Here is a 13,406-nt window from a genome sequence, read left to right as displayed (position 1 = left end):
GCCCCGCCGTCAGGCGGGGACGCCGGCGCGGACGCGGGCAGCCAGCACCCGCTCATCGCGCACCTTGAGGTCGGGCTCGCTCTCCCGAAGGAACGAGTACAACGGTGCGGCGACGAACAGCGTCGAGTACGCGGCGACGATGATTCCGACGAAGATCGACAGCGAGATGTCACTGAGGGTCTGGGCGCCGAAGGCGAACGCACCGATGAAGAGGATCGCACCGACCGGCAGGATCGCCACGACCGTCGTGTTGATAGACCGGATCAACGTCTGGTTGACGGCGAGGTTGACCGACTCTCCGAATGTTCGGCCCGACACTTCGCCGTCTTCGTGGGTATTCTCTCGAATCTTGTCGAAGACGACGGTGGTGTCATAGAGCGAGTACGACAAGATCGTCAGGAAGCCGATGACGGCGGCCGGAGAGATCTCGAAGCCGGCGAGAGCGTAGACGCCGATCGTGATGATCAGCACGTCGATGACGCCGACGATGGCCGCCGCGGACATCTTCCAGGTGCGGAAGTACAGCCCGAGGATGATGAAGGTCAGGGCGAGGAAGATCGCCAGTCCCCACAGCGATTGGCGCGTGACGTCGGCACCCCAGCTGGGGCCGATGAAGGACGCCGTCACCTCGCTCGTATCCACCTTGTACGCGTCGGCGAGTGCCGCGGTGACCAGCTGGGTCTCTTCGGGGCTCATCTGATCGGTCTGCACGCGCACCGCGCTGCTGCCGATGGTGGTGACCTTCGTTGCCACGCCCGGGACGACCGAATGCACGGCATCCGTCGCCTGCGACTGGTCGGGGTTGCTGAGCCCCGAGACCGTGAACTGCGATCCGCCCGTGAACTCGATCGAGAACTGCACGGGGCGCACGAGCGGCACCAGCACCGAAGCCAGCACCAGCACTGCGGCCAGGATGAACCACAGGCGGCGGCGACCGACGAACGGGAAGGATGTCTTGCCCGAGTAGAGGTCGTTTCCGAGTTGACTCATGGAGCGCATCAGTCGTCTCCCTCCTTGCGGGTGCCGGGTTGGGAGGCGTCGGTCTTGCTTGCGGACGTGAGTTCAGCGGCCTTGCGTTCGGCGATGGTCTGCCGTCGTTCCGCCTCACCGCGCGAGCGTGCGGTCTTGCGTCCCTGCGGCCCCTTGGCGGCGGCGACGGCGGGAGCGCGGAACTGTGCGCGCCCGCGGTAGACCGCACCGAGCGCCTCGGGGTCGAGTCCGGAGAGCGGATGCCCCGACCCGAAGAATTTCGTGCGTGCCAGCAGCTGCATCACCGGGTGGGTGAACAGGATGAAGATGAGCACGTCGATCACAGTGGTGAGCCCCAGGGTGAAGGCGAATCCCTTCACCGTGGAGTCCGCGAGGATGTACAGCACCACCGCGGCGAGGATGTTGATCGACTTCGAGATATAGATCGTCCGTTTGGCACGACCCCAGCCGTCCTCCACCGCACCGGTGATCGACTTGCCGTCGCGCAACTCGTCACGTATTCGTTCGAAGTACACGATGAACGAGTCGGCCGTGAAGCCGATCGAGACGATCAGACCTGCGACGCCGGCGAGCGACAGGCGGAAGCCCATGCGCCACGCCAGGATGCAGAGTGCGAGGTAGGTCAGCACACCCATCACGACCAGCGACGCGATGATCACGAACCCGAGGGCGCGGTAGGTGATGAGCGAGTAGATCGCCACGAGCACGAGACCGATGAGGCCGGTGATCAGACCGATCTGCAGCTGCTGGGACCCGAGGGTCGCCGAAATCGTGTCGGAGCTGACGACCTCGAAGCTCAGCGGCAGCGCGCCGTACTTGAGCTGGTCCGCCAGGGTCTTGGAGCTCTCCTGGGTGAAGCTGCCGGTGATGCTCGGGTTGCCGTCGAGGATGATCGCGTTCATCGACGGTGCGGAGAGCACGAGTCCGTCCAGGACGAAGGCGAACTGGTTCAACGGCGCCGTCGCACCGTAGAGGCGCTGGCTGATGTCGCCGAAGGTCTTCGTGCCCTCATCGTCGAACTTGAGGTTGACGGCCCACTGCCCGTTGTTGGACTGCAACCCGAAGGTGGCGTCCGAGATCGAGGAGCCGTCCAGTTCCACGGGTCCCAGGATGTACTTCGCCTGGTTGTTCGCGTCACACGTGATCAGCGGCTCGTCCTTGGGCGCGGACGCCGGGTCGTTCGCCGGATCGTTGCAGTCGTACGCCAGGAACTCGGCCTGCAGCTTGGGCGTGATCCACGACATGTCGCTGCCGCTGGTGGGCGACGCGGTCGGCGTGGCCAGCAGCGATGGGTCCGGAGTCGGGAACGGCGTCTCCTTGCCGTCCTCACCCACGTAGCTGGTGACCGGCTGACCCGTGAACAGCACCGCGCGCAGCTGCAGCTGAGCGGATGCCTGGATCCGCTGGCGCGTCTCCTCGTCCGCCTCGCCCGGAATCTGGACGACGATGTTCTTGCCGCCCTCGGTAGTGACATCCGCCTCGCCGACACCGGAGGCATCGACGCGCTGACGGATGATCGTCACGGCCTGATTCATCTGCTCGGTGGTCGGGTCGGCGCCATCGGTCGTCTGCGCCTGCAGGATGATCTGCGTACCGCCCTGCAGATCCAACGCGAGCTCAGGGCTCCACGAGCTCTGCTTGAACACGTAGACGCCGAGGGCGTTGATGCCGAACATGAGGGCGGTGATGACCAGAAGGCCGGTCAGCGCGCGCCAGGCATGACGGACGGGAGTGGAAGTCGCCAAGGAGAGTCAGCTTTCTCGGTCGCCCGCGAACGGGCGGTGATTTCAGGCTTGGGGCTTGCTGCCGGGCTCGGCGTCGGGATCGGTCGACTGCTCGAGGCTCTCGTCGACCTTGGTGACTTCGTGCTCGGCCTCATCGATCGACTCGATGGCGGGAGCGTCTGTGCCGGTGAACTCGTCCTCGGTCTCGACCGTGGGGGTCACGACGCGCAGGATGGCCTGGCTGTGGACCTTGATGTCGACGCCCGGGGCGATCTCGACAACGGCGGGCTGGTCGAGGTTCTCGGGGTCGAACTCGACGATCGTGCCGTAGAGCCCACCCTGGAGCAGGACTTCGGCGCCGGGGATGGTCTGACGGGCCTTGGCCTCCTGCTCGGTCTTCTGCTTGGCCATGCGGCGGCGCGAGCTCCAGAACATGAAGACGAGGAGGACGACCAGCAGGATGATCAGGCCGTAGTTTGCGAAGAAGTCCGCGATATTCATGGAGGTGTGGGCACCTTTCGAGTCAGGCGCGCCAGGCGGCACTGCCATGCATGAGGGGGTTCGGTCGAAGCCTTCAGCGATTATAGGTCATCGAGTCGGAGCGCATTCTCTGGGTGTGCCACACCCAGGTGCGCGTACGCCTCGGGCATCGCGATCCGGCCGCGCGGCGTGCGTCCCATGAATCCGATCCGAACGAGGTACGGCTCGACCACGGACTCGATGGTCTCGGGCTCTTCGCCGACCGCCACCGCGAGGGTGTTGAGTCCGACGGGTCCGCCGCGGAAGCGGCGCACGAGCAGTTCGAGGACGGCCTTGTCCAGGCGATCCAGCCCGATGGAGTCGACGTCGTAGAGGTCGAGGGCCGCATCCACGGTCGAGACGGCGACGGTATTGCCGAGACCGCTCGAATGCACGATGACATAGTCGCGGACCCGGCGCAGCAGTCGGTTCGCGATACGCGGTGTCCCCCGCGACCGACGGGCGATCTCGGAGCGCGCGGCTCGGGGCAGATCCACCCCGAGCATGCCGGCGGAGCGCTGGATGACGAGTTCGAGTTCGGCGGGGTCGTAGTACTCCAGGTGGGCGGTGAACCCGAAGCGGTCGCGCAGCGGGTTCGGCAGCAGCCCGGAGCGGGTCGTGGCGCCCACCAGCGTGAACGGCGCGAGCTCCAGCGGGATGCTGGTGGCGCCGGCCCCCTTGCCGACCATGATGTCGATGCGGAAGTCCTCCATGGCGAGGTACAGCATCTCCTCGGCCGAGCGCGCCATCCGGTGCACCTCGTCGATGAAGAGCACCTCCCCCGGCGTCAGGCTCGACAGCAGCGCGGCCAGATCTCCGGCGTGCTGGATAGCGGGCCCGCTGCTCAGCCGCAGCGGGCGCCCGCTCTCGTGCGCCACGATCATCGCCAAGGTGGTCTTGCCGAGCCCTGGAGGGCCCGACAGCAGGATGTGGTCGGGCGAGCGCTGCTGGATGCGGGCGGCGTCCAGGAGCAGCTGCAGCTGCCCACGCACCTTCTGCTGCCCGACGAACTCTGCCAGCGAACTCGGCCGCAGCGCGCCTTCGATCGCGAGTTCGGTCTCATCGACGGGTTCGTCGACTTCGCGCAGGTCATCCACCGATGGGCTCCTTGCGCGCGGGGCCGAGTACCGACAGCGTGAGGCGCAGCAGCGCGGGCACGGACGCACGGTCAGCCTCGGAGGCAGCGGCCGCGACATCCGCCACGGCTTCGGCCGCGATCCGCTCGGACCAGCCGAGCCCCATCAGCGCCTGCGCCACCTGCGCGGTGACATCGGGCACGGCGGACGGCCCGGTCGACACCCGGGAGCGCACGACGTCGAGCTTGCCCGCGAGCTGCACCACGATGAGCTTCGCGGTCTTGGGGCCGATGCCCGAGACCCGGCGGAACGGTGCGTCGTCGTCGGCGTCGACGGCATCCGCGATCTGCCCGATCGTCAGTGTCGAGAGCGTGCCGAGCGCCGCCTTCGGGCCGACGCCGGAGACGCTGAGCAGCTGCGTGAATACCGACAGCTCGTCGCGGGTCTCGAACCCGAACAGCGCGAGCGCGTCCTCGCGGACGATCAGGTACGTGTGCAGCAGGATCGTCTCTCCCAAGCGCGCGGTGCGCGCGACCTGTGAGGTCACCGCGACGTGGAAGCCCACGCCGCCGACATCGATGACGATCGCGTCCGAGTCCAGATGGACGGCGGTGCCGCGCAGCGAAGAGATCATGCGTCGAGCCTACGGAGTGTTTCGCAGTTTTGTTCTACCGACACACTCAACGTCGCGTGGCGCGTTCGGCATCGGCCCACGCGCGCTGCGCGGGGGTCAGCGCGCCGGCGGTCGCCGGGGTGCGCGGACCACCACGCCACGCGTGGCAGACGGCGATGGCGAGAGCATCCGCGGCATCCGCGGGCTGCGGCAGGGCGTCCAGGCGCAGGATGCGGGCGATCATCGTCTGCACCTGGCGCTTGTCGGCCGAGCCGTAGCCGGTGATCGCGGCCTTCACCTCGCTCGGAGTGTGCGTGGCCGTCGGCAGCCCGTTCTCACCCGCGACGAGTAGGGCCACTCCGCTGGCCTGCGCGGTACCCATGACGGAGTGGAGGTTCTGCTGGGCGAAGACACGCTCGACCGCCACGATGTCGGGGCGGTGCGCCGCGATCACCTCGCGGATTCCCGCGGCCAGGATCGCGAGCCGCTGCTCGATGGGAGCGTCGGGGCTGGATCGGATGACCCCGACGTGCACCAGCGAAGCGGATCGATCCCGCGTCACGTCGACCACACCGACACCGCACCGCGTCAGGCCCGGGTCGATGCCGAGCACGCGCAGTCGTCCGTCACGAGGGGTGGTCACTCCCCCACGCTACGCGCGGGGGCCGACGTCACTGGGCAGGCGCGCCCCGAGGGGGAACGCCTATTCGTCGTTCTCGAGCTCGGCCTGCACATCGGCGGTGAGGTCGAAGTTGCTGTAGACGTTCTGCACGTCGTCGCTGTCCTCGAGCGCGTCGATGAGGCGGAAGACCTTCCGCGCGGTGTCGGCGTCGACCTCCACCTTCAGGCTCGGCACGAACTCCACGTCGGCGGACTCGTAGTCGATGCCCGCCTCCTGCAGCGCAGTGCGCACCGTGACGAGGTCGCTCGGGTCGGTGATGACCTCGAACCCCTGCGCGTGGGGCAGGATCTCCTCCCCGCCGGCGTCGAGCACCGCGAGCATGACGTCGTCCTCGCTCACGCCTTCGCCGACGACGATGACGCCCTTGCGGTGGAAGTTGTACGCCACGCTGCCCGGGTCGCCCATCGTGCCGCCGTTGCGGGACATCGTCGTGCGGACCTCGGCGGCCGCGCGGTTCTTGTTGTCCGTGAGGCACTCGATGAGCAGCGCGACGCCGTTGGGGCCGTAACCCTCGTACATGATCGTCGCGTAATCGACGGACTCACCCGTGAGCCCGGCGCCGCGCTTGACGGCGCGGTTGATGTTGTCGATGGGGACCGACGTCTTCTTCGCCTTCTGGATGGCGTCGACCAGCGTCGGGTTACCCGAGAGATCAGCACCGCCCATCTTGGCGGCGACTTCGATGTTCTTGATGAGCTTGGCGAACGACTTGGCACGTCGCGAATCGATGATCGCTTTCTTGTGCTTGGTCGTCGCCCACTTGGAGTGGCCGGACATAAATTCCAGTGTAAGGGCCGCGCGGCGGCTCGACCGAGATCTACGACCCGGATGCGGCGATCTTCACCAGTGTCCGCAGGTTCCGGTTGGTCGTGGCGGCCTTGTACCGGGCCTTCGCGAGCACCTTCGCGAACGGCGTGTCGGTGGTCCTCCCCTTCGGCGGATTCCAGTAGACGACGTTCTCACCGGACGCGACAGGGTCGAGCTCCGAGGCGACGGATGCCGCCGCATCCGTCAATTCATCACGTGTCGCCTCGTCCACGCAGAAGAGCACCCACGGCTGCCGTGTCGCATCGGCGGCGTCGAACGGGAACGCGTCGATCGCCGCGCACAGCTCATCGAGGGTGACGAGCAGGATCCATGCCTCGTAGCCGAACCGCTCGCGCAGGCCCGCCTCGATGCGCGATTTCAGCGCCGCCCGGGTCTCGGCGGTGTCCGCGGCGGTGAAGCGGACGTTGCCGCTGGCGAGGTAGGTCGTGACCTCGTCCAGACCGAGTCCACGGAACACCTCGGCGAGGTCGACGGAACGGATGGTGATCCCGCCTACGTTGACTCCGCGCAGCAGTGCGACCCACTCGGTCATGTCAGGAATCTATCCGGTGCATCGCAAGTGTCAGGCCGCGCGGACCGTGTCGAGGAAGCGTTCGTGGAATCGGTGCTCCCCCGTGACCTCGGGGTGGAACGCGGTTCCCAACAGAACACCGCTCTGCACGGCGACGACGCGCCCGTCGGCGAGCGAGGCGATGCTCTCCACATCCGGCCCGACGCGCTCCACGAGCGGCGCCCGGATGAACACGGCATGCACGGCGGGTGCGCCGAGCAGGGGAACATCGAGGTCCGTCTCGAACGAGTCCACCTGGCTGCCGAACGCGTTGCGGCGCACCGTGATATCGAGGCCGCCGAACGTCTCCTGCCCCTCGATGCCGTCGGTGATCTCGTCCGCCAGCAGGATCAGGCCGGCGCACGTCCCGTACACCGGCATCCCCGCGGCGATCGCGGCACGCACGGGCTCGCGCATGCCGAAGGCGCGCGCGAGCTTGTCGATGACGCTGGACTCGCCGCCCGGGAGCACGAGGCCCTGCACGGACCTGAGCTCCTCGGGGCGGCGCACCAGCTGCACGTCGGCGCCCAGGGCCGTCAGGACTCGGGCGTGCTCGCGCACGTCGCCCTGCAGCGCGAGGACGCCGACGCGCGGCCGTGTCGCCATGCAGGTGCTACCAGCCGCGCTCGGAGAGGCGGTGCGGCGCGGGCAGGTCGGACACGTTGATGCCGACCATGGCCTCGCCGAGGCCGCGCGAGACGTCCGCGATGACCTTGGCGTCGTCGTAGAACGTGGTCGCCTTGACGATGGCCGCCGCACGCTCGGCAGGGTTGCCCGACTTGAAGATGCCCGAGCCGACGAAGACGCCGTCGGCGCCCAGCTGCATCATCATGGCTGCGTCGGCCGGGGTGGCCACGCCGCCCGCGACGAACAGCACGACCGGGAGCTTGCCGGTCTCGGCGATCTCGGCGACGAGGTCGTACGGCGCCTGCAGCTCCTTGGCCGCGACGTACAGCTCGTCCTTGGTCATGGAGCGCAGCACGTTGATCTCGCTGTGGATCTTGCGGATGTGCTTGGTCGCCTCGGAGACGTCGCCGGTGCCGGCCTCGCCCTTGGAGCGGATCATCGCCGCACCCTCGTTGATGCGACGCAGGGCCTCACCCAGGTTCGTGGCACCGCAGACGAACGGCACCGTGAAGCCCCACTTGTCGATGTGGTTGACGTAGTCGGCCGGCGACAGAACCTCGGACTCGTCGATGTAGTCGACGCCGAGCTCCTGCAGCACCTGCGCCTCGACGAAGTGCCCGATGCGCGCCTTGGCCATGACCGGGATCGAGACCGCCGCGATGATGCCGTCGATCATGTCGGGGTCGCTCATACGCGACACGCCGCCCTGTGCACGGATGTCGGCCGGCACGCGCTCAAGGGCCATGACGGCGACCGCGCCGGCATCCTCTGCGATCTTGGCCTGCTCGACGGTGACGACGTCCATGATGACGCCGCCCTTGAGCATCTCGGCGAGGCCGCGCTTGACGCGACCGGTTCCCGTGTCGACGCTGCTCATGGGGGTTCCCTTCGATGGGTCGCGGGATGAACCGCGACAGAGAGTGACAGGCCAACACTTTGACCTAGGCCAAAAGATAGCATGTACCGCACCGTAGGATCGGCACGATGAAGGACGGTGACATGGACCTCGAGATCAGCGGCGGATCGGCGTCGGAGATCGCCGACAGCCTGCGGGCGCTCGTGGAGCGCGGCACCCTCCGCCCGGGTGAGCCACTCCCCTCCGTGCGCGCGCTCGCCGAGACGCTCGGCGTGAACCGCAACACGGTCGTCGCGGCCTACCGCGAGCTCGCCCGCGTCGGGATGGTCGTCACGCGCGGCCGGGGCGGCACGCATGTCGCCGACCGGGCCGCGGTGGCTCAGGAGGGCTTCGCGATCGACAGCGTGCTGCGCGACGTGGGAACGGGCAATCCCGATCCCCATCTCATCCCCGATCCCCTGCGCGCCCTGGCGGGCATGGCGGGCAGGCCCGTCCTGTACGGCGAGCCCGTCATCGATCCCGGGCTCGAGGCCTGGGCGCGCGAATGGATGGCCCGGGACCTGGCTCCCGCCGCATCCATGCGCCTGACCATCACCAGCGGTGCGGCCGACGCGGTCGAGCGCCTGTTCTCCGATGTGCTGACGCGCGGCGATGCCGTCGCCCTCGAAGACCCCTGCTTCCTCACCAGCATCCACACCGTGCGCCTGGGCGGCTATCGCCCCGTGGCGGTACCGGTCGATGACGAGGGGATGACGGTGGCCGGGCTCCGCGCCGCGCTCGAGCAGGGCGTGCGGGCGGTCGTGTGCACGCCGCGCGCGCAGAATCCGACGGGCGCGAGCCTCACGGCGACGCGCGCGGCCGAGTTGCGCGCACTGTTGGCGGAGCATCCGTACGTCCTCGTGATCGAGGACGATCACTTCTCGATGCTCTCGCAGGCGCCGTTCCACTCGCTGATCGGCCCGGACCACCGCCGCTGGGCGCTCATCCGCTCCGTGTCGAAGTTCCTCGGCCCCGACATGTGCCTGGCGGTCACGTCCTCCGACCCCGAGACCGCCGACCGGCTCGCGATGCGCCTCACGCCGGGGACGACGTGGGTCAGCCATCTGCTGCAGCGTCTGACTCTCAGCCTCGTCACCGACCCGGACGTGACGGCGGGCATCGCCGCGGCGGGTGCACACTATGCCGCGCGCAATGCCGCGTTCGCCGCGCGCCTCACCGCACACGGTCTCCCGGCCACCGCCGGCGACGGCCTCAGTCTCTGGGTCGCGCTGACGGCGCCCGCCCGCCCCGTGACCGAGCAGCTGATGCGGCGCGGCTGGCTGGCGCGCAGCGGCGAGGACTTCCTGCTCGTCGACGAGGACTCCACCCAGCGCCTTCGCCTCACCGTCCACGATCTCGACGACACGGATGCGGAGCAGCTCGCCGTCGATATCGCCGCCGCGGTGCAGACCGTGCGCGCACGGCTCGCCGTGCGGGAAGTGGGATGATCGAAAAGTGAAGATCCTCTCGATCCAGTCCGCCGTCGCCTACGGACACGTGGGCAACTCCGCCGCCGTGTTCCCGCTCCAGCGCATCGGCGTCGAGGTCCTCCCGGTGTACACCGTGAACTTCTCCAACCACACCGGGTACGGCGCGTGGCGCGGTCCCCTGATCAGCCCCGACGACGTCCGGGAGGTCATCCTCGGCATCGAGGAGCGCGGCGTCTTCCCCCAGATCGACGTCATCCTCTCCGGTTACCAGGGCGGTGAGGGCGTCGCGGACGTGATCCTCGAGACGGTGGCGCGCGTGAAGGCCGCGAACCCCGCCGCGATCTACTCGTGCGATCCCGTGATGGGAAATGCGAAGTCCGGATGCTTCGTGGCACCCGCGATCCCCGTGCTGCTGCGCGATCGGGTCGTGCCCGCCGCCGACATCATCACGCCGAACCAGTTCGAGCTCGGGTTCCTCACGGACACACAGCCCGACACCCTGGAATCCACCCTGGCCTCGGTCGATCTGGTGCGCGCGACCGGCCCGCAGACGGTCCTCGTCACGAGCGTCGAGCGACCCGACCGCGAGGACGACTCGATCGAGATGCTCGCCGTCGACGACAGCGGCGCCTGGATCGTGCAGACCCCATACATCCCGATGAAGGCGAACGGCTCCGGCGACGTGACGGCCGCGCTCTTCACGGCCCACTACCGTAGTACCGGCGACCTCGCGGAGTCGCTGGCCCGCACGACCTCGAGCGTGTTCGACCTGCTCACCCGCACCCACGCGTCGGGCGAGCGCGAACTGCAGCTCATCGAGTCGCAGGAGGCGTACGCGCACCCGCGGATGCAGTTCACCGCGCGCCAGGTGCGCTGAGCCGAGCTACTGACCCCAGGCGTCGGCCACGGCGCGGCGCACGTCGCCGAGCAGCTGCGGCAGGGCCTTGGTCTTGGCGATGATCGGGAAGAAGTTCGCGTCCGACGCCCAGCGCGGCACGATGTGCTGGTGCAGGTGTGCGTCGACCCCGGCTCCCGCGATCGCGCCCTGGTTCATGCCCAGGTTGAAGCCGTCGCACCGTGACACCGTGCGCAGCACCCGCATCGCCTGCTGGGTGAGGGCGCCGATCTCGGCGACCTCCTCAGGCGTGGCCTCGTCGTAGGTCGAGATGTGGCGGTACGGGCACACCAGGAGGTGGCCGGAGTTGTACGGGAACAGGTTCAGCAGCACATAGGCGGTCTTGCCTCGCGCCACGATGAGTCCGTCTTCGTCCGACTTCTCCGGCGCCGCGCAGAACGGGCACACCTCGCGCAGCGGCTCTGGGCCGGCCTGGATGTACGCCATCCGGTGCGGCGTCCAGAGCCGCTGGAACTCGTCGGGGACGCCGGCCAGCGTGGCGGCGTCCTCCAACGAGTTCTCGGCATCCATCAGTCGAAGTCCTCGGCCGTGTGCACGAGCGCGTGCGTGTCGATGCTGGCACGGATGCGGCGCACGGCGTCGGCGATCGGCACACCGTTCTCCTGGGTGCCGTCGCGGAACCGGAACGAGACCGTGCCGGCGTTGCGGTCCTGCTCCCCCGCGATGAGGATGAGCGGCACCTTGCCGGTGGTGTGGTTGCGGATCTTCTTCTGCATCCGGTCGTCCGAGTGGTCGACCTCCGCGCGCACGTCGGCGGCGCGCAGCGTCGCGACGACCTCGTCGAGGTAGTCACCGAAGTCTTCGGCGACCGGCACGCCCATCACCTGGACGGGCGAGAGCCAGACCGGGAAGTCGCCGGCGTAGTGCTCGAGCAGGATCGCGAAGAACCGCTCGATCGAGCCGAAGAGGGCACGGTGGATCATGATCGGCCGCTTCTTCTGGCCGTCACGGTCGGTGTACTCGAGCTCGAACCGCTCGGGCAGGTTGGGGTCGACCTGGACCGTGGAGAGCTGCCAGACGCGTCCGATCGCGTCCTTCGTCTTGAGGTCGATCTTCGGCCCGTAGAACGCGGCCTCGCCGGGAACCTCGGTGAGCTTCAGCCCGCTCGCGACCGCGACGTTGCGCAGCGCGTTGGTGGAGTACTCCCAGAACTCCTCGGAGCCGATCCACTTGTCCTTCTCGTCATCGCGCATCGACAGCTCGAGCTCGAAGTCGCTCAGGCCGAAGTCGCGCAGCATCGAGATGACGAACTCGAGGACGTTGGTCGCCTCCTGCTCGAGCTGCTCCGGCGTGACGAACAGGTGCGAGTCGTCCTGGGTGAAACCGCGCACGCGGGTGAGGCCGTGCAGGGCACCGGAGAGCTCATTGCGATAGACGGTGCCGTTCTCGGCCAGACGCATCGGCAGGTCCCGGTAGCTGCGCGCACGCTCCTTGTAGATGAGGATGTGCATCGGGCAGTTCATCGGCTTCAGGTAGTAGTCCTGGCCGTGCTTGGTGATCTCGCCGTGCTCGTCGCGCTCCTCGTCCATCACGATCGGCGGGAACATGCCCTCCTTGTACGTGACGAGGTGGTTCGAGGTGAGGAACAGGTCCTCCTTCGAGATGTGCGGCGTGTACACGTAGGTGTAGCCGGCGGCCTTGTGGCGCCGCAGCGCGTGCTGCTCCATCTCCTGGCGCACCACGCCACCGCGCGGGTGCCAGACCGACAGGCCGGAACCGATCTCCTCGGGGAACGAGAAGAGGTCCAGCTCCTTGCCGAGCTTGCGGTGGTCGCGCTTGGCCGCCTCGGCCAGACGCTCCTGGTAGGCGCGGAGCTCGTCCTTCGTGGGCCACGCGGTGCCGTAGATGCGCTGCAGCTGGGGGTTCTTCTCGCTCCCCCGCCAGTACGCGGCGGCGATGCGGGTGAGGTCCCAACCGTTGCCGATCATGCGGGTGCTCGGCACGTGGGGGCCGCGGCAGAGGTCCTTCCAGACCGTTTCGCCGTCCTTGTTGACGTTGTCATAGATCGTGAGCTCGCCCGCGCCGACCTCGACCGAGGCGCCTTCGGCTGCTTCCTTGCCGCCCTTGAGCCCGATGAGCTCGAGCTTGAACGGCTCGTCCGCAAGTTCGACGCGCGCTTCGTCGTCGGTCACGACACGGCGGGTGAAGCGCTGGCCCTCGCGGACGATGCGCTCCATCTCCTTCTTGATGAGCTTCAGCGTCTCCGGGGTGAACGGCTCGTCGACGCCGAAGTCGTAGTAGAAGCCGTCGGTGATCGGCGGGCCGATGCCGAGGTTGGCCTGCGGGTTGATGCGCTGCACGGCCTGCGCGAGCACGTGCGCCGTCGAGTGGCGCAGGATGGCGAGACCGTCCGGGCTGCCGATCGTGACCGGCTCGACAGCATCCGTCGCCTGCACGGTCGTGGCGAGGTCTTTCAACTCGCCGTTGACGCGCAACGCGACGACGGTTCGATCGGGGAACAGGGCGAAACCGTCGGCGGGGTACGACACGTCCGACGGAAGGATGACGTCAGTCAAGGGAACTCTCCAAGAGTGTGGGTCTGGTCAAAGGCTACTC

General features: G+C 68.0%; 14 protein-coding genes. 2 read left to right on the top strand and 12 right to left on the bottom strand.

Annotation, left to right across the window (positions count from 1 at the left end; genetic code table 11):
- Nucleotides 1-9: 9 nt before the first annotated feature.
- The 10 genes from secF to pdxS form a co-directional block, all read right to left on the bottom strand.
- Nucleotides 10-999: a protein translocase subunit SecF gene (secF, locus tag ASD65_RS02760; RefSeq protein ID WP_056218112.1), complete on the bottom strand. Its 990-nt coding sequence runs from the start codon at nt 997-999 to the stop codon at nt 10-12.
- On the bottom strand, nt 999-2,735 hold the full coding sequence (gene secD / locus ASD65_RS02755; RefSeq protein WP_056218108.1) for a protein translocase subunit SecD: 1,737 nt from the start codon (nt 2,733-2,735) through the stop codon (nt 999-1,001). The genes secF and secD overlap by 1 nt, the downstream gene beginning before the upstream one ends.
- Before the next feature lie 42 nt (nt 2,736-2,777).
- Complete coding sequence (locus ASD65_RS02750) at nt 2,778-3,215, bottom strand: preprotein translocase subunit YajC (protein WP_056218105.1); 438 nt, start codon at nt 3,213-3,215, stop codon at nt 2,778-2,780.
- An 80-nt stretch (nt 3,216-3,295) separates the two neighbouring features.
- Nucleotides 3,296-4,330: a Holliday junction branch migration DNA helicase RuvB gene (gene ruvB, locus ASD65_RS02745; RefSeq protein ID WP_056218103.1), complete on the bottom strand. Its 1,035-nt coding sequence runs from the start codon at nt 4,328-4,330 to the stop codon at nt 3,296-3,298.
- Nucleotides 4,323-4,943, bottom strand: coding sequence for a Holliday junction branch migration protein RuvA (ruvA, locus tag ASD65_RS02740; RefSeq protein ID WP_056218096.1), 621 nt, complete (start codon nt 4,941-4,943; stop codon nt 4,323-4,325). The genes ruvB and ruvA overlap by 8 nt, the downstream gene beginning before the upstream one ends.
- 46 nt (nt 4,944-4,989) lie before the next feature.
- Nucleotides 4,990-5,565, bottom strand: coding sequence for a crossover junction endodeoxyribonuclease RuvC (gene ruvC / locus ASD65_RS02735; protein ID WP_235566589.1), 576 nt, complete (start codon nt 5,563-5,565; stop codon nt 4,990-4,992).
- A 60-nt stretch (nt 5,566-5,625) separates the two neighbouring features.
- Nucleotides 5,626-6,381, bottom strand: coding sequence for a YebC/PmpR family DNA-binding transcriptional regulator (locus ASD65_RS02730; RefSeq protein WP_056218090.1), 756 nt, complete (start codon nt 6,379-6,381; stop codon nt 5,626-5,628).
- Nucleotides 6,382-6,421: 40 nt separating this feature from the next.
- A complete protein-coding gene (locus ASD65_RS02725; RefSeq protein WP_056218087.1) occupies nt 6,422-6,964 on the bottom strand; it encodes a DUF1697 domain-containing protein in 543 nt (180 codons plus the stop codon).
- Between the two features lie 30 nt (nt 6,965-6,994).
- Nucleotides 6,995-7,588 carry a pyridoxal 5'-phosphate synthase glutaminase subunit PdxT gene (pdxT, locus tag ASD65_RS02720; protein WP_056218084.1) on the bottom strand — a complete coding sequence of 198 codons (594 nt, stop codon included), beginning with the start codon at nt 7,586-7,588 and terminating at the stop codon, nt 6,995-6,997.
- Nucleotides 7,589-7,595: 7 nt separating this feature from the next.
- The gene (gene pdxS / locus ASD65_RS02715; RefSeq protein WP_056218081.1) at nt 7,596-8,486 is read right to left on the bottom strand and encodes a pyridoxal 5'-phosphate synthase lyase subunit PdxS; all 891 of its coding nucleotides are present in this window, start codon (nt 8,484-8,486) and stop codon (nt 7,596-7,598) included.
- Between the two features lie 122 nt (nt 8,487-8,608).
- Here pdxS and ASD65_RS02710 point away from each other — a divergent pair, with 122 nt between their 5' ends.
- Together ASD65_RS02710 and pdxY are read left to right on the top strand one after the other, a co-directional pair.
- Nucleotides 8,609-9,952, top strand: a complete 1,344-nt coding sequence (locus tag ASD65_RS02710; RefSeq protein ID WP_082561851.1) for an aminotransferase class I/II-fold pyridoxal phosphate-dependent enzyme — start codon at nt 8,609-8,611, stop codon at nt 9,950-9,952.
- A 7-nt stretch (nt 9,953-9,959) separates the two neighbouring features.
- The gene (gene pdxY / locus ASD65_RS02705; protein WP_056218077.1) at nt 9,960-10,811 is read left to right on the top strand and encodes a pyridoxal kinase PdxY; all 852 of its coding nucleotides are present in this window, start codon (nt 9,960-9,962) and stop codon (nt 10,809-10,811) included.
- 6 nt (nt 10,812-10,817) lie between these two features.
- Here the strand turns inward: pdxY and ASD65_RS02700 are convergent, their stop codons facing one another.
- Both ASD65_RS02700 and thrS read right to left on the bottom strand, forming a co-directional pair.
- Nucleotides 10,818-11,360, bottom strand: coding sequence for an HIT family protein (locus tag ASD65_RS02700; protein ID WP_056218075.1), 543 nt, complete (start codon nt 11,358-11,360; stop codon nt 10,818-10,820).
- Nucleotides 11,360-13,366, bottom strand: coding sequence for a threonine--tRNA ligase (thrS, locus tag ASD65_RS02695; RefSeq protein ID WP_056218072.1), 2,007 nt, complete (start codon nt 13,364-13,366; stop codon nt 11,360-11,362). The genes ASD65_RS02700 and thrS overlap by 1 nt, the downstream gene beginning before the upstream one ends.
- Between the last annotated feature and the right edge of the window lie 40 nt (nt 13,367-13,406).

The sequence above is a fragment of the Microbacterium sp. Root61 genome (genome assembly GCF_001427525.1).
Classification (GTDB): domain Bacteria; phylum Actinomycetota; class Actinomycetes; order Actinomycetales; family Microbacteriaceae; genus Microbacterium.
This window is presented reverse-complemented; position numbering and strand designations above follow the sequence as displayed.